The sequence below is a fragment of the Moorella mulderi DSM 14980 genome, assembly GCF_001594015.1.
Taxonomy (GTDB): Bacteria; Bacillota; DSM-521; order Neomoorellales; family Neomoorellaceae; genus Neomoorella; species Neomoorella mulderi.
In genome coordinates this window covers 1-16047 of the sequence record NZ_LTBC01000007.1, presented here as the reverse complement: position 1 = coordinate 16047, position 16047 = coordinate 1, and the positions used below count along the sequence as shown (strand labels likewise).

The 16047-nt window shown below is 47.8% G+C and carries 17 protein-coding genes and 2 pseudogenes; 15 read left to right on the top strand and 4 right to left on the bottom strand.

Features of this window, described 5'->3' with window-relative positions; genetic code table 11:
• From MOMUL_RS09535 to MOMUL_RS09525, 3 genes are all read left to right on the top strand, one after another.
• Window positions 1-1287 (top strand): ammonium transporter, encoded by a 1287-nt coding sequence (locus MOMUL_RS09535; RefSeq protein ID WP_236713072.1) that lies wholly within the window; start codon window positions 1-3, stop codon window positions 1285-1287.
• A 36-nt stretch (window positions 1288-1323) separates the two neighbouring features.
• A complete protein-coding gene (locus MOMUL_RS09530) occupies window positions 1324-1662 on the top strand; it encodes a P-II family nitrogen regulator (RefSeq protein WP_062284455.1) in 339 nt (112 codons plus the stop codon).
• 173 nt (window positions 1663-1835) lie between these two features.
• Window positions 1836-3434 carry an NAD(P)/FAD-dependent oxidoreductase gene (locus MOMUL_RS09525; protein ID WP_062284453.1) on the top strand — a complete coding sequence of 533 codons (1599 nt, stop codon included), beginning with the start codon at window positions 1836-1838 and terminating at the stop codon, window positions 3432-3434.
• A 342-nt stretch (window positions 3435-3776) separates the two neighbouring features.
• Here MOMUL_RS09525 and MOMUL_RS16645 read toward each other — a convergent pair whose 3' ends face one another.
• Window positions 3777-4031: a hypothetical protein gene (locus tag MOMUL_RS16645; protein WP_161484996.1), complete on the bottom strand. Its 255-nt coding sequence runs from the start codon at window positions 4029-4031 to the stop codon at window positions 3777-3779.
• A 71-nt stretch (window positions 4032-4102) separates the two neighbouring features.
• A pseudogene (locus MOMUL_RS09520) lies at window positions 4103-4261 on the bottom strand (IS5/IS1182 family transposase); the annotation flags it as partial.
• A 66-nt stretch (window positions 4262-4327) separates the two neighbouring features.
• Here MOMUL_RS09520 and MOMUL_RS17330 point away from each other — a divergent pair.
• Window positions 4328-4504 (top strand): hypothetical protein, encoded by a 177-nt coding sequence (locus MOMUL_RS17330; protein WP_236713067.1) that lies wholly within the window; start codon window positions 4328-4330, stop codon window positions 4502-4504.
• A gap of 44 nt (window positions 4505-4548) precedes the next feature.
• Here the strand turns inward: MOMUL_RS17330 and MOMUL_RS09515 are convergent.
• Window positions 4549-4988: pseudogene (locus tag MOMUL_RS09515) on the bottom strand (UPF0236 family transposase-like protein); the annotation flags it as partial.
• A gap of 194 nt (window positions 4989-5182) precedes the next feature.
• Between MOMUL_RS09515 and MOMUL_RS17875 the strand changes: the two are divergent.
• From MOMUL_RS17875 to MOMUL_RS09460, 11 genes are all read left to right on the top strand, one after another.
• Window positions 5183-5374 (top strand): UTRA domain-containing protein, encoded by a 192-nt coding sequence (locus tag MOMUL_RS17875; protein WP_084785575.1) that lies wholly within the window; start codon window positions 5183-5185, stop codon window positions 5372-5374.
• 774 nt (window positions 5375-6148) lie between these two features.
• On the top strand, window positions 6149-6475 hold the full coding sequence (locus tag MOMUL_RS09505) for a DUF3870 domain-containing protein (protein ID WP_062284448.1): 327 nt from the start codon (window positions 6149-6151) through the stop codon (window positions 6473-6475).
• A gap of 430 nt (window positions 6476-6905) precedes the next feature.
• Complete coding sequence (locus MOMUL_RS15795; RefSeq protein WP_084785573.1) at window positions 6906-7421, top strand: 4Fe-4S dicluster domain-containing protein; 516 nt, start codon at window positions 6906-6908, stop codon at window positions 7419-7421.
• Window positions 7411-7689, top strand: a complete 279-nt coding sequence (locus MOMUL_RS09495; RefSeq protein ID WP_062284445.1) for a MoaD/ThiS family protein — start codon at window positions 7411-7413, stop codon at window positions 7687-7689. The genes MOMUL_RS15795 and MOMUL_RS09495 overlap by 11 nt, the downstream gene beginning before the upstream one ends.
• A gap of 3 nt (window positions 7690-7692) precedes the next feature.
• On the top strand, window positions 7693-9549 hold the full coding sequence (locus MOMUL_RS09490) for an aldehyde ferredoxin oxidoreductase family protein (protein WP_062284443.1): 1857 nt from the start codon (window positions 7693-7695) through the stop codon (window positions 9547-9549).
• 4 nt (window positions 9550-9553) lie between these two features.
• Window positions 9554-10306 (top strand): N-acyl homoserine lactonase family protein, encoded by a 753-nt coding sequence (locus tag MOMUL_RS09485; RefSeq protein WP_062284441.1) that lies wholly within the window; start codon window positions 9554-9556, stop codon window positions 10304-10306.
• Window positions 10303-11337 carry a TRAP transporter substrate-binding protein gene (locus tag MOMUL_RS09480; RefSeq protein ID WP_062284439.1) on the top strand — a complete coding sequence of 345 codons (1035 nt, stop codon included), beginning with the start codon at window positions 10303-10305 and terminating at the stop codon, window positions 11335-11337. Before MOMUL_RS09485 ends, MOMUL_RS09480 begins: the two co-directional genes overlap by 4 nt.
• A gap of 66 nt (window positions 11338-11403) precedes the next feature.
• On the top strand, window positions 11404-11883 hold the full coding sequence (locus MOMUL_RS09475; protein WP_062284437.1) for a TRAP transporter small permease: 480 nt from the start codon (window positions 11404-11406) through the stop codon (window positions 11881-11883).
• Window positions 11880-13163, top strand: coding sequence for a TRAP transporter large permease (locus MOMUL_RS09470; RefSeq protein WP_062284436.1), 1284 nt, complete (start codon window positions 11880-11882; stop codon window positions 13161-13163). Before MOMUL_RS09475 ends, MOMUL_RS09470 begins: the two co-directional genes overlap by 4 nt.
• 188 nt (window positions 13164-13351) lie before the next feature.
• Entirely contained in the window at window positions 13352-13573 is a 222-nt protein-coding gene (locus MOMUL_RS09465) for a hypothetical protein (RefSeq protein WP_062284434.1), read from the top strand.
• A gap of 10 nt (window positions 13574-13583) precedes the next feature.
• A complete protein-coding gene (locus tag MOMUL_RS09460) occupies window positions 13584-14522 on the top strand; it encodes an NAD(P)-dependent oxidoreductase (protein WP_330219197.1) in 939 nt (312 codons plus the stop codon).
• Window positions 14523-15455: 933 nt separating this feature from the next.
• Here MOMUL_RS09460 and MOMUL_RS09455 read toward each other — a convergent pair.
• The coding region (locus MOMUL_RS09455) for a transposase (protein ID WP_153018339.1) at window positions 15456-16047 on the bottom strand (592 nt) is incomplete at its 5' end.

The window sequence follows — 16047 nt, the reverse complement described above, 5'->3', positions numbered from 1 at the left end:
ATGTTATTTCTCCCTTCTGTAGCCTGGGCCGAGGAGCCGACGGCTGCCAGCAATGCGACTGCCCTTGATACCGTCTGGACTTTAATAGCTTCTTTTCTAGTTTTCATTATGCAGGCGGGTTTTGCCATGGTCGAAACCGGCTTTACCCAGGCCAAAAATGCAGCCAATATTGTCATGAAGAACCTCATCGACTTTTGTTCCGGTTCCATCATCTTCTGGCTGGTTGGCTTTGCCATCATGTTTGGGGTTGATGCCGGTGGCTTTATTGGGACCACCGGCTGGGGTACAACAGGTACCTTCGAACACCTGGGGCTGAAGATCCCCCTCTATGCTTTCCTGATTTTCCAAACTGTCTTTTGCGCTACAGCAGCTACCATTGTTTCCGGCGCTATGGCTGAGAGGACAAAGTTTGTTGCTTACCTGATTTATAGCTTTGTGATCAGTGCTGTCATTTACCCTGTAGTTGGCCACTGGGCCTGGGGCGGCGGCTGGCTATCCCAGCGCGGCTTCATCGATTTTGCCGGTTCTACGGTAGTCCATTCGGTTGGCGGCTGGACGGCCCTGGTAGGTGCGGCCATGGTAGGTCCCCGGCGCGGCAAGTTTGGCCCCGACGGTAGTGTGAGGGCTATTCCCGGCCACAGCATAACCCTGGGAGCCCTGGGCGTCTTCTTACTCTGGTTCGGCTGGTTCGGTTTTAACCCGGGCAGTACCCTTTCCGGTACCACGCCGGACATTGCCCGCATCGCCGTCACGACTAACCTGGCCGCGGCGGCAGGGGCCTTTGGCGGCCTCATCCTACCCTGGCTGCGTTTTGGGAAACCCGATGTCAGTTTGACTTTAAACGGTACCCTGGGTGGACTAGTGGGCATTACGGCCGGGACGGCTGCCGTCAGTCCCCTGGGAGCTGTGATTATCGGTTTCCTGTCAGGTTGCGTAACGGCCCTGGGGGTGGAATTTATGGATAAGGTTTTAAAGGTTGATGACCCCGTTGGCGCCGTTTCTGTCCATGCTTTTAGCGGTGCCTTTGGGACCATTATGGTCGGTCTTTTTGCCGTCGAGGGAGGCCTTTTCTACGGCGGTGGGGTTTCCCAGTTGATCACCCAGTTAATTGGCGTGGTAGCAGTTTTTGCCTGGACTGTAGTTACAGCAGCCATCCTTTTTGCCATCATCAAAGTTACCGTAGGTTTGCGGGTATCTGAGGAAGAGGAAAGCGAAGGGTTGGATATTTACGAGCACGGTATCCAGGCCTACGGTGATTTCGTCCTGCGGGGTACGCAAGTTCACTGAGGCAGGATCGTAGTTCAATGGAAAGGCGGGGAAAAAATGAAAAAGATCGAGGCCATTATCCGGCCGGCCAGGCTGGAAGCTGTGAAAGAGGCCCTGGGTAAATACGGCATCAATGGGATGACCGTAACCCATGTTACCGGTTGCGGCCTGCAAAAGGGCAAAACTGAAGTCTACCGCGGCAGCCAGTATACCATTGACTTGTTACCTAAAGTTAAGGTAGAAATTGTTGTCCTGGATAAAGATGTAGATGAGGCGATTAACCTCATCTTGAGGGAAGCCCGTACCGGTTCCATCGGCGATGGTAAAATCTTTATTTATAACATAGAAAATGCCGTCCGTATTCGTACCGGTGAAATGGGTGAAGCAGCTATTTAAGGCAGAAGCTTGCCCGTGAGTTGGAGTAACGTTTTACTTTTGCCAGCGGTCTCAGGTTATCCCTTCGACGAGGGTAGCCGGACCGTCTTTTTTTATCCCTGCCCGGATATTTAAGCCTGGCAGGCAAATGGTAAAATAAAATTATAACCGCTAAAATTAAAGAAGGTGAAGCAGTGCTTAGAGTTACAGGTATCAAGATACCCGTAACTGATAAAGTAGCGGATCTGCAGGCCGCCCTTTTGCAAAAACTCGGCATACCGGCCCGGGATTTACATGGTTTTACCATTTACCGCCAGTCCCTGGATGCCCGCTCCCGAGAGATGATCTACTGGGTCTATACCCTGGATGCCAGGGTTAAGAATGAAAGCCGCCTTTTAAAGAAGCATGCCGGCGATAAAACCATCTCCCGGGCTGCTTACCCCGTCTACCGGCCCGTCAAACCGGGCCGGGAAAAACTCCCGCACCGTCCCGTAATTATCGGCACCGGGCCAGCCGGCCTTTTTGCCGGGCTGCTTTTAGCCCGCACGGGTTACCGGCCCGTCCTCCTGGAAAGGGGGGCCGATGTGGATACCCGGACCAGGGTGGTGGCCCGCTTCTGGCAGGAAGGCCACCTGGATCCCGGCTGCAACGTCCAGTTCGGCGAGGGCGGGGCCGGGACTTTTTCTGACGGCAAGCTGACGACTTTAATTAACGACCACCGCTGCCGCTTCGTCCTGGAGGAATTCGTGAGATTCGGGGCACCGGAAGAAATTCTTTATTATTACCGGCCCCACATCGGCACCGATATCCTGCGGCTTGTAGTTAAAAATATGCGTAACGAAATAACCCGCCTAGGGGGCGAAGTCCGTTTTAACAACCATGTTACTGATATCCAAATAGGAGACAACCGCCTGCAAGGCCTGGTTATAAATGGTACGGAAAAGCTGCCGGCAACGGTGGCCATCCTCGCCTGCGGCCACAGCGCCAGGGATACCTTTGCCCTGCTGGTAGAGCGAGGGATAAAGGCCGGCCCCAAACCCTTTTCCATCGGGGTACGTATTGAACACCCCCAGGAGCTGATTAACGTTGCCCAGTATAAGAAATTTGCCGGCGTGGAGGGCCTGGGGCCGGCCGACTATAAACTGGCCTACCACGCACCTGATGGCCGCTCGGCCTATACCTTCTGCATGTGCCCAGGGGGCACCGTGGTGGCTGCCGCCTCGGAACCCGGCGGTGTGGTGACCAACGGTATGAGCACCTACGCCCGTGATGGGGAGAATGCCAACAGCGCCCTGCTGGTGGGAGTAACGCCGGAGGACTTTGGCGACGAGCACCCCCTGGCCGGCGTCGAGTTCCAGCGCCGCTGGGAACGCCTGGCTTTCCGGCTGGGAGGGGAAAATTACCATGCCCCGGTCCAGCTGGTGGGCGACTTCCTGGCCGGGCGGCCTTCGGAACAACTGGGCCAGGTAAGGCCCACCTATCGTCCGGGGGTAACCCTCCAGGATTTAAAAAAATGCCTGCCTGCCTATGTAGTGGCAACCTTAAGGGAAGCCATAACCGTCTTTGACCGCAAGGTTTACGGCTTTGCCCTGCCGGAAGCGGTGCTGACCGGAGTGGAAACCCGCAGCTCTTCCCCGGTACGCATCTGGCGCGATGAAAATTATGAGGCCAGTACCGGGGGCCTGTACCCGGCTGGCGAGGGGGCGGGGTACGCCGGGGGCATTGTCTCCGCCGCCGTCGACGGCCTTAAGGTGGCCGAAGCCATCATCAGCCGCTACCGGCCGCTAGAGTAGCTGCCTTTTGACGGCCTGGATCCCCGGTCGAAAAGGGAAAACATCCAGGGCGGGTATGATCCTGCTGCAGGGCAGCCCCCGGTAAATCTTTGCCCGGCCGAATATCTTACGTCAGGCCAACCTGGAGCCGCCCCTCCTGGTGGAGCTCTTTGCCCATCTTTCCCGGGAGGGGGTACCCGTAACTATACCTCTAACGCTGGAAGAAGCCAGGCAGGAGCTGCTTCCCCTTTTAAAATCCGGCACAACTTGCGCCCGCCCTCAGGAGAGGGAACAAAAAAGGTCACCTGCCTGGAAGGCTAGGAACCTTTTTTACTGCAGCTCCTTATTACTACCGCTGCTTAATCAGGGGTCTGGCATGTCAAGATAATTATCGGCGCTTTGCGACGTAAACGTTCCTGGACCAAGAAGCGAAAAAGATTTTCTTATGCTAATATTTTTCCCTGGTTTGCGTTGTGAGAAACTTTTTAAATTGTGGCAAGCCGCACCTGAAAACATAGTTGCAAAAGTTGCCGGAGATGATCCACTTTTAATTGCAGCATTACTACCGCCGCCCTGGTATTTTCCAAGACCCTGGCTGCCCGTTTTTTCCGACACCATAGGAACCAGGGTATGATAGCCCAGATTGATGACTTCCGCTAGAAAGTCTCCCGCGGTGTAATTTCCCAGGGAGCCCTGGTGTCTAGGATAACGCCGGAGCGAACATCAATCAGGTCGTGCACCAAATAACTGAGTTTGGCTTCTTTACCGGCCCCTTTACGGAACAGCCGCGCCTCCGGGTCGGTAGTGGAACGATGGGTTTCGTTACTGAATTTCTCCCCGTGAAAATCTGGGTCGCCGGATTTTCTCATAGAAGTTACTTGGGAAAAATTATTGTTTTATAAAACCTGTTCCCCTTGTGCCCCATTAGTTTGAGGTTTGCCGTCTGCCTGGGGATTATTGCAGCTACGGTGATCGTCTTTATCCTCCGGTTCGGTCATGGCTTCCAGTTCTTTCTCATCCTGCTTTTTGAGATCCTCAAGTATTCGACGACTGGTTTGGGGTCGCTACATCCCAATAATTCTTCCCGGTAGCGTTTTTGGGATTCTATCCCGTCCCACTGGTTTTCTATATACCGCTTGGCCCTTGCTACCGCTTGCCGACGTTGGGGATGGGTCTTCTCTGCTTCGTTGAGAACCGTTAGCACGCCTTCCAGGTTCCCGTCTTCTATATGCTTCCAGATGGCTGCCTGCAATTTGGGGTAGGGTCCCACGCCGCTATTATATATTTGCTGAGATGAAAGGGGTCGAGGACGAATATGGATTTGGGTATTATTTCTATGCCGCTGCGGATCCAGGACGCTCCGTCCCCGGTAATATAGATCCGCTCTACCTGGTCCAGGTCGTATCGGTTATCTATATAATCCAATACGTCATACCACTGGTCCTCAATGGTTTTATATGGCCCACTGAAGTAACGGGCCTCCTGGAGCTGTGTAGTCTTTCCTTCCAATGCGTCCAATACCTTTTCGCCAACCAGCAGGAATTTCTCCCATAAATGTTGAATTAATTCTTCCATAAAGACCTCACCTCTTGGAGTCGTTTTGCCTTATTGGCATAAGGCTCCGTCTTTCGCTAGACGGTGAGGTACAGGTTGCGTTTGGTAAATGAAGAACCACAGCACACTTTGTGCTGACCTGACATTGAAAGAGGTTTCCGTTGCACCAGTTTTTTATGAACTATTAACACGCAAATATAATCTGAAAGTGAGAAGTGATTAGAAAATATATCGAACCCACGTTAGTGAACGAATTTGAATCTTCATTGCTGGGTGTAAAAAAGGATTCCCCTGCGTTACTGCTAGAGAGAATAACCTATGACGACGCTGGAAAGGTAATAGCAGTATGCACCTGGGTTGTACGTGGAGATAGATGCCGCCATTACGTTGATATAAATTGTGTCTAGACTTTCATCTTAATAAAATTCCTATGCTCGTTTTCCAGGTGCCGAGCCTATCGATACGTGAAGTTTAGTAAGCTAATATCACCTATCCTATTGCCAAAGTTGTCCAAGTTGACACCCAAGAAGTACAGGCTTTTGGAGAATATCCAAAGTGACTTTACCTCTTGATTTGCCAATTGTAATATTTTCCGCCTGGAAGGAACTCCCTACTACCAGGTATTGGAGGGCAACCCTCCTGATGAAAGACTTCTCCTTGGCTCTGTTGACCGAACTACCCGAAAGCTTAGGTGCTCCCTCAAGAAGTGGTAGCTGGCCGTGGTTTTAGCAGCAAGCGATACGAGGAAGCCCTTGAAAGTCGCGGCGTAAAAAGGGTAGCCCTTCCCGGCAAGGGCAGGGTTAGCGCTGAACGTAAGGATTATGAGAAACAGAGCTGGTTCAGGCAGCTTATGCACTGGCGGGCTGGGGAAGAAACTACTATTAGTGTGCTCAAACGCAAGTATGGATTAGACAGGAGCAGGCTCAAAGGACACAGGGGTACCAGTATATCGGTGGGTTAGGGAATTATGGTCCACAACTGCAACCGAGGACCTGCTAGAGTACGAAGATGGGGAGAGAAAAGGGATGATAATGATACTTTGATTTTTACCATGGTTCTCCAACAAGCCAGCATTTCGTAAAAAGATAGTTTTTCATCGGAAACTATATACATAGAAGTGTTTATTTTCGTTGCATATCGCTAATTTGAGCAGGCATTTTGAGGGAGGTGAGCAGAAAACTATGAAAAGTTTTAGCAAAGAGACATGGTATATTACAGGGCACGCTCAACCACCTAGTGATATCCCAGCGTACCAACTTTATAAGATGGTGGTAATAGGGCTTGAAGTTGAACCGGAGACGGGGCAAATAGTTGACGCATACTGTACTCTGGCAACCCCAATAGCTAGGCGGGTTGTGAAGTCGGTACTTATAGGTAGGAAGCTTCTTGAGGAACTCAATATCATGATTGAGGAAATTGAGAAGCGATTTCACGGAAGTTCACAGCGAGCAGTAATTTATGCGTTGAAGGATGCAGCAAAGAAATTTACCTCAATTAAAGGCATGTGAGGCAAGGAAGATGTGATTTAGATGCTCAGGTAGATTAAGGAGACGCTTTGCCTTAGCTATACAAAAACGTGGAAAAAAATTTTTATTCTTATGCAGGAATCTTGTTTAGGGCGTCGAATATATTAAATTGCCAAACAACTAAAATGATAAAAGCCTTCTTCAGCAGAGGAGAGGCAGTTTACTCTTTTACTTTGAAGCCCCAAAAAGGTTTCTCCACCGGTGCCAGTGGTGGGGAAGTGCCGGGGCGGGAACAGGGGTAAAAGCCAGTACGCCTAGGTTATAAGCTATTGCCAAGTGTACTGGCTTTTGTTTTATCGTAGGAATGGTCCGTATAAAATAACGTAAGGACATCAGGATTATTTTTAGGCAGGGTTTAGCTTAATGGGAGTTTCCGAGAACCTACTTACTTGAATAAAGGGGGAACTCACAAGTGGGGCGGCTAAAAATCGACCTTGTTAATTGTACCGGTTGCCGCATGTGTGAAATCTGGTGTTCTGTCATCCATGAGCACGCGGTGAATCCTAAAAAAAGCCGCATCCGGGTTGTACTAAATGGCCTTCCTGAACAACCTGTTCCTGTAGTATGCCAACAATGTAAAAATGCTTCGTGTGCTGACGCTTGTCCTTTAAAGGCAATAAGCTACCACGAAAAATCAGGGGCATGGGTAGTGGATGAAAAACGTTGTAACGGCTGTGGATTGTGTGTGGAAGCCTGTCCCTTCGGGGCCATTACCTTGCATCCGGAGCGTAACGTCGCTATCAAATGCGACTTATGTGGTGGTAACCCCCAGTGTGTAGCTTATTGTCAGCGTAACTTTCTTACCTATTCGCCTGGAGGTGAAAGAGTTAAGGAATTAAACGAGCTGGCTGAGCAAAAGCGCGAGGCTTTCGCCGCTAAGAAATTGGGGCGCATGCTGGCCTCTTGGGGGATACAAAGTGAAGATTAAGTTTTCTGCCTTTGCTGACTTAAAAGAGATTGTCGGCCAAAAGCATATGGAATTCGAGCTTGAAGACGGGGCTACGGTAGGGGATTTCCTGGCGTTTTTACTAAAAAGGTACGGCAAGCCTATGGAGCGTTTTTTGCTTAAATCTGCCGGGGGTTACTGGCCGTTCCTGTTATTGGTAAACCAACAGGATGTGCGACCGGATAATTATCAGAAGAAGCTCCATGAAGGCGATGAAATAATCATACTGTTTCCTGCGGAGGGAGGCTAAAGGATGAGCTTTGTTTACGGTGGCTACGCCGGTAAAATCCTTAGGGTTAACTTAACGAGCGGGGATATTAAGAAAGAAGAGCTGGACCAGCAAATGGCGTCCAAGTTTTTGGGTGGCAATGGACTAGCGGCGCACTTTCTCTATCATGAACTAGCCCCAGGGATCGACCCTTTAGGGCCAGAGAATAAAGTCTTAATCTTTACGGGACCGGTAGCGGGGACAATTTTACCATTATGTTCGCGAGTAGGGGTCTTTAGTAAGTCGCCCCTGACTGGACTTTTTTTTGACAGCTACGCGGGAGGTAACTTTGCCCCTGAGCTCAAATTTGCAGGTTACGACGGCATTATCATCGAGGGAGAAGCGAAAAGTCCTGTCTATTTATGGATTGATGACGACAACGTTAGCCTCCGTCCGGCCGAAAGTATCTGGGGCAGATATACCTATGCAACCCAAAATGCCATCAAGAAAGATCTTGGCGATGAAAGCATCCAGGTAGGTTGCATTGGCCCGGCGGGAGAGAAACTAAGCCGCATAGCAGGGGTGTTCTTCGGCGTCCGGGCAGCTGGCCGGGGTGGCCTGGGAGCAGTTTTGGGAGCCAAAAAACTGAAGGCCATCGCCGTGCGAGGTTCAAAGGATATTACCGTTTCTGATCTTAACGGCCTAATTAAGCTGACCGGCGAAATCCTGGAAATAATCAGGAAGCACCCTGTGGCCGGAAAAAGCTATTATGAATACGGGACTACACCTAACATGGCTTCAAATAACATGGCAGGCATCCTTGGCACCAGAAACTGGCAAGTAGAAGAGTTTGAAGGCACAAGTCGAATTGACGGCGATGCCATGCGGCAAAAAACTTTAATCAAATCCAAGGCCTGTTATAACTGCCCCATGATGTGTGGTAAGCTTTGCCTGGTCAAAGATGGCCCCTATAAGGGTGCTTTAACTGAAGGTCCTGAGTATGAAACCCTTTTTAGCTTGGGTTCCCTATGCGGCATTGATAGTCTGGAAGCTATTACCTTGGGTGATAGGCTGTGCGATGAATTAGGCTTTGACAGCATCTCGGCGGGGGCAGCAATAGCCTTTGCAATGGAATGCTTTGAGAAAGGCATCGTTAATCGTAACGACACTGACGGGCTAGAGCTTAATTTCGGAAACCACGAGGCCATGATCGCTTTACTGGAGAAAATGGCTAAGAGGGAGGGCCTGGGCGACATCCTGGCGGAAGGAACAGCCAGGGCAGCCATACGCCTTGGTGCGGAAAGCCTAGCCATCCATATGCGGGGCTTGGAGCCGGCGGGGCACTCAGCACGAGGTTTAAAAGGCATGGGCCTTGGTTATGCCGTAAGCACCAGGGGAGGCAGTCACCATGACCCCCGGCCTAAAGGGGAATACAGCGGCCAGATCGACCGCCGGACACCTAGCGGCAAAGGAGAGTATGTCGCTAAAATCAACAACATGACCGCCCTTGAAGACTCGATGATCATGTGCCACATGGCTGAAAACTTCTTAGGGTTTTTTGACCTCACCGAAATGCACGTTAAAGCCATTAATAGCGTGACGGGAATAGGGTATGACTTGAATGATGTTCGCAAGCTTGGCGAACGTGTCTGGAACTTAGAAAGAGCCTTTAACGTCCGGGAAGGGGTACGCCGAGAAAACGATACTTTGCCAAATCGCTTCTTAACCGAGCCGATACCATCCGGTCCCAGCCAGGGCCTCTACATTACCCCGGAAGTGCTGGAGAAAATGAAGGACGATTACTACCAGATAAGGGGGTGGGATTTAAAAACCGGCATACCCAAAGAAGCAAAGCTAAGGGAACTAGGATTAGAAGACGTCATCATGGATTTATGGGGGTAACTCTGTGGAAAGTTGTGAGATTTATATCCTCAAGGTTGCCGAGAGAGTTGCTGATAGTTCATATTTTATGTATTTAACTGACCCCGGAAAAGAAAAGAAGATTTATTACTACTTTTGGTGCCTCGTTGCTTCAGGAAAGGCTATTCTCGTGGATACAGGTTTTCCCCCAAAAGTGGGGCAAAACCGGGGCGCGACAAATTGCGTATCCCCGGAAGAGTTACTGAAAATGATTAAAATAGAGCCTGTCCAGGTGGAAAAGGTAATTTTAACGCATTTACACTGGGATCATAGCTCGTCATTAAAGCTATTTCCTTCTTCCTCAATATATGTTCAAAAAAGTGAACTTGATTATATTAAAAGCCATCTTTTTTCGTATCCCTCTGCGAATAGGTTTTATCCAGAGAGGGAATATCTTCACCATTTACAATCATTGCCGGGAATTAAGGTTATTGATGGGGATATGGAGATATCTCCTGGAGTCTGGGCTATTAAGATGGGAGGACATACGCCTGGCAGCCAGATTGTTGCAATTGAAACTAATAAGGTGATTATTGCCGGCGATGTATGCCCAATGTATCGCAACTTAGAGGAAGACCTGCCAGGGGGGATATTCTACAGTCTCACCGAATCCCTAACGGCTTTGCAAAAGCTTAAAGCGATGGTAGGGATGATAGTGCCGGGTCACGATCCTTTGGTGTTTAAAAAAGCCCTTAAACTTAATGAAAACATTGGGATAATAAAGGGGTGGAAAACATGAAAAAGTTTATCCTTTGTGCCATCTTAACCCTTGGTTTAGTAGTCTCGGGGTGTGGTAACAACACCGACAAAAACCAAAACAGCAACTCTAAACCAATAGAATACTCTAAACCAATAGAAATGCGTTTGGGGACGTCGGCCCAACCGAATGAACCCGCAGGGCAAGCGTATATAAAGTTTGCCGAACTAGTTGAGAAATACAGCCAAGGAAAAGCTAAAGTGCAAACCCTATTGGGGGGCAGCGTTTGCCAGGAAACGGATTGTGTTGAAAGCGTGCTTAATGGCAGTTTGGAGCTGGGAACAACATCTAACGGAAATATAGGCTCTTTTACTGATGCCTTCCTGTGGCTTGACCTGCCTTATATAATCAAAAGCCAAAAAGGGTTAGAGAAAGTGCTTCTTGGGCCAATAGGCGACGAAATCAGGCAGAAAGTTGAAAAGGAAAACAATTTAAAAATCCTCGGTATGATGACTGGTAACGGCGGATTCCGGGTTTATTTGGGCACCAAGGAAGTAAAAAAGCCCGAAGACATGAAAGGTATGAAAGTAAGGGCCGTCAATACGCCGGTAGAAATTGCCCTTTGGAAAGCCTGGGGAGCCATTCCAACGCCGCTGCCGCTTACCGAAGTATATACCGCACTAAGCCAAAAGATAATAGACGGCGAAGGACTGCAGCTGACTTGGGCAGACAACGGCCGTCATTTTGAAATCGCCAAGTATTCTACCAACATCAATTACGGAGCGCCGGTACAGCTTTTGTTAATGCGGGCTGATAAATTCAATGCCCTGCCCCAGGACATAAAAGACGCTGTTGAAAAAGCGGCTAAAGAAGCCGAACAATACAATATCCAAGTCAATACCGACGCCATGGCCAAAGCGAAAGAAAACGCCCTAAAGGCAGGGGTTAAGTTTTACGACCTTTCCCCAGAAGAAATGAAAGTGTGGCAAGATATTGCACCTATGATTTGGAAACAGTTTGAAAACAAAATTCCGCCTGCATATATTGAACGCATACTTAAAGCACAGGAGTAAAGCCCTCCAATTAAATGGTATGATGCCGAATAATCGGCATCATACCATCCTTAAAGGAGTGTTTTCATGAAAGCGCTCAAATATATCGCTAAACTTCCGGAAGCTATCCTCGCGTTATTAATGATTGGTATAACGATAGTCCTTTTTATAGAAGTCATTACTCGTTACTTGTTAAAGATACCACTCCCCTGGACTGATGAAGTTGCCCGCCTAATGTTAGTCTGGTTGTCCTTTTTGGGGGTTGGCGTAGGTATAAAAACAAAGGCCCATGTTCAAGTTGAAGCTTTAATCACAAAATTGCCTGCTAAAATACAAAGATATATGCGAATAACCGCCAATTTATCAATCATATTCTTTGCGGTGGCCCTTTTATACTTTAGCTTTGACTATGTTAGGGCCAGTTCCCGTATGATTTTTCCTGTCCTGAGAATATCTTTTTTGTGGCGCGCTCTTGCAGTTCCGGTTGCGGCAATACTAATCATAACTTATTGTGGCCAACAACTACTACATTACCTAAATAAAAATGGAAAGAGTGATGCTGCATGATCGGGTTTATATTGGTCATAGTCTTCCTGGCCCTTGTCGTTTTAGATGTACCTATCGCCTTTTCAATGGGACTAGCCTCATTAGTAACACTATATATAAGTCACCTTCCTATTAGCCAAATCCCCAGCCGTACGGTGACAGGTATAGATCTTTTCACCTATTTAGCCATACCCATGTTTATTCTGGCAGGGGCCCTTATGGATACCGGCGGCATTGCCAATCGCCTTGTTAAATTAGCTAAAGTTCTGGTGGGCCACTTTAGGGGTGGCCTAGCAATGGTAGTAGTAGTGGCAGAAATGTTTTTTTCCGGAATTTCAGGCTCGACCGTGGCTGATGTTTCGGCGATGTCTTCGATGATGTTGCCGAGCTTAAAAAAATCAGGTTATACAGGCCAATATTCAATAAGTGTCATCTGTGCCGCATCGGCAATGGGGATGCTTATCCCGCCATGCATTCTCATGGTCGCCTTGGCTGGAATAGCTAATGAATCGGTAGGAGCATTGTTCTTGGGCGGATTGTTACCTGCGGTTTTTCTTGGCTTGCTGATAATGTTGCTTATATATTTCCAAGCGTTAAAATATAACTTTCCAGCCGAGCCTAGGCCGTCTTTTCTAGAAGTAGTTAAGTCTTTTATCGATTCTTTAATTGCCTTGGCTATGCCCGTTATTATCTTTGGCGGCATAATGGGCGGCATAGCTACGCCTACTGAAATTGCCGCTATAGCCGTTGTTTATGCTTTTATAGTTGGTGTTTTTGTTTATCGGGAACTTAAAATAAAGGATGTATGGAGAATAATGATCGAGAGCGCTGTAAGCACGGCCAGTATTATGGTCCTAATAGGCTTTGCCAACATTTTTTCCTATATTCTTGCCTTGGGGAAGGTACCGCAGCTATTAACTAATTTCTTTTTATCTATTTCCAGTAGCCCCTTTGTGTTTATGGTAGGGGTCACGATTACCCTGATAATTGCAGGGTCTTTATTAGAAGGAGTGCCTGCAGCGCTTATTTTTACCCCAGTTTTTTTACCGGTAGTACATCGGTTTGGAATAGATCCCCTGCATTTCTTAATAGTAATGGTGGCAGCCATAGGTGTTGGCCTTTTTATCCCTCCTGCGGGAATAGGGTTAGTGGTGGGCGCTAGACTTGGCAATATGTCCATGGAAGACATCATGAAATCCTTTTACCCCTTTCTAATTATATTGTTCGTAGGAATTGTAATCCTAATTTTAGTTCCGCAGATTTCCGTTTTTATTCCCAACTTGTTAATGCCTAAGCACTAAGGGGGATAAAAATGCACAAGAGAATGGGCATTATCCTTTGCTTTGCCATTGTCCTTTCGTTACTAGGCTACAAATATGTCCAAAATCGAGGTCCTTACTGGCAATATGTTCAAGGTAAAGTCCCGGCGCTTATATTTTTGTATGTCGATGAAAACTCCGATAAGCCGGGAAAGTGAACGTCTAAAAAGATGTTGCCTGTAGTGGCAGCAATAAGGGATGAGTATCAAGCAAAAATTAATTGCTACTTTTATGAAGAGAAAGAAGTCGCTCAAGACGCCCTAATGGTAGATATATTAAAGGAGGGGTTGCCTAGAGTATTAATTCTAAATAAAAAAGGAGTGCTAGTTAAGGATATGGGTGGACTAATAACTAAAGAAGAAATCGTTTCAGAATTGAACCAACAGATTTAACTACAGAAGGATATTTACCTTAGGGCAAGTATATAAAAATTCCGAGGAGGTTAAAGTTATGAGTTACAAAATTGGCTTTATCGGTTTAGGACAAATGGGGGGGAGGATGTGCAAAAGGCTCATTGAAGGGAACGATGTTATAGCCTTTGATGTAAACAAAAATCGTCTAAAACAAGTGGTAGACCTGGGGGCTAAAGAAGCTAAAAGCCCTAAGGAGTTGGCTGCGTATTCAGATTTTATCCTGGCTTCACTGCCAGATTCTAACGTTGTCGAAAGTGTGGTTTTTGGGCAGGACGGCATTATTGAGGGTTGCCAGAGCGGAGCTGTTTTTATCGATCTCTCCAGCTCTAGGCCCGCCAGTACACAAAAAATAGCTTTGGAGCTTAAAAAGAAAAACGTCAGCATGCTTGATGCGCCGGTAAGCCGGGGTGTTGCCGCCGCCGAAAAGGGGACGCTTTCCATGATGGTGGGAGGGGATGCCGCTGTATTAGAGAAGTGTAAGCCCATCCTCCAGATTCTGGCAACCGACATCTACCATGTCGGCGACATCGGCGCCGGGCATATCCTAAAAATGCTAAACAACCTCGTCTCCTCAACTTGCTTTATCATAACGGCTGAGGCTTTAGTCTTAGGAGCGAAGGCAGGCCTGGATCCCAAATTGGTAAACGACGTCTTAAATGCCAGTAGCGGTAGGAGCTACGCTACCGAAAAGCGCTTCCCAGATTATGTTTTTAAAAACAACCTCAATTCTGGCTTTAGCATCAAACTGATGCATAAGGACATCTCCATGTGCCTGGAGTTTGCCCAGCAAATGCTTGTGCCCCTCCCTGTTGGTTCAAGCGTTGTCCAAACTTACACCACCGCCATGAGTCAAGGTCGCGGTGACGACGACAACCTGTGCATGGTAGAGATTATGGAAAAAATCGTGGGCGTTAAAGTAAGGACATAAATGTGGTCGTTATGGAAAAATTCATATTTCCGATTATCTGGACTGTGCTTGGCATCGCGGCAGCGGCGGGTGCAAAGAACTATGGCCTTGGTTCACTTATTGACCCAGTAAGGTGGACCCTATTGTCAAGATACGAAATGAGAAATTTTTAAGCGTGGAATATTTAGTTCCCCCTTAAAAACTCAGGGCAAAAAGCCTTGGCTTCGAAAACCGGATATTTTATTCAAAAAAAAGGAGTTACCATCCTCTGGATCGAATCTTGTAGTAAGAGCAAACAAGAAAACTCAGAAGGAGGAACTCCCATGAATAACATTCACCATACCACTTTGTATGATATGACCAACAGTTAAATTTCCAGTTGGTCATTTATTTTGTCGTAAAAAGTGTTTGACCTTTGAGGTATCCTCTGGGACAATCACGGTAGAACCGATGCGGGGCAGTTCGATACCACCTGCACTTCCCTAGCAGCCCGTGTGAGTATTAACGCCTTATAATCTTGTATATCGCTAAACGTATGGAATTAAAAGGAAATGATTTCTTTTTTACGATTTAAGACTAGAGTGGTAATGTATTTATACCCTCACGATTGCCACCTATCTCAATAATTTGCTTCTATCTCGTTAAATCGCCTGCTCTCTTAGATTTTCAATTTTTTACGATAAAGTCTAAGGGGGCAGACTAAGCTTACATCATCGTCTACAACAACAAGACGATGGCTTAATCTTTAAGTCTTGGGTAGTAACCTCACCACTTCCTGGCCCTCGGCTACCCTATCATGTCTCCCGGGGTCTATGCCCTGTTTCATTCCTTCGTTCGGCCTTTTGAGGGCGGATGGGTTATGCCTGGTACTTGTGAGCAGGGTCTATGCCCTTATGGTGGGAATTAAGGCTTCCCCCACCCAAGACTTTTTACCTTGTGTTTGGGTTTTTATTTTTAAGCTGCTTGCTGTAATTGGGCGCGGCGATAGTCACCTAATACTTTGTCAGGGTCGTAGTTTTCTTTCTTCCTGGCCAGGCCGTACATTACCCGCAGTAATTTTACGGCTATGGCTATTAAGGCCTGCTTCTTTTTTAAGGGGTTTTCCCGCCTGGTCAGGAAGTAGTGGTATAGAGCTTTAAATTCACGGTTTTTGGCTACCAGAGTTATACTGGCCTGGTATAACAGGTTCCTTAATTCGGCTCGCCCGCGTTTGGATATCTTGCTTTGCCCGTTCTTTTTCCCGGAACTTTGTTCGCTTAAGTTCAGCCCGGCGAGTTTCTGGATTTGCTTCCAGTGCTCGTAATTTTGGGGTTCGCCTATTTCGCCTAAAAAGCCGGCTACTGTTACCAGGCCTATACCGGGGATGCTTAATAAATTGCCTGCGATATCTATTCCTGCTAGGATGGCGGCCATGGCTGCTTCTGTTTGCTCGATCTGCTTCTGGTAAAAGGCTATTTCGTCCAGGCAGGCGTTTAACCTGTGTCGGGCTCCGGTTAATCCTTCGGTTACTCCTATGGACTCTTGAGCCGTCTTGTAGAGGGCCTGG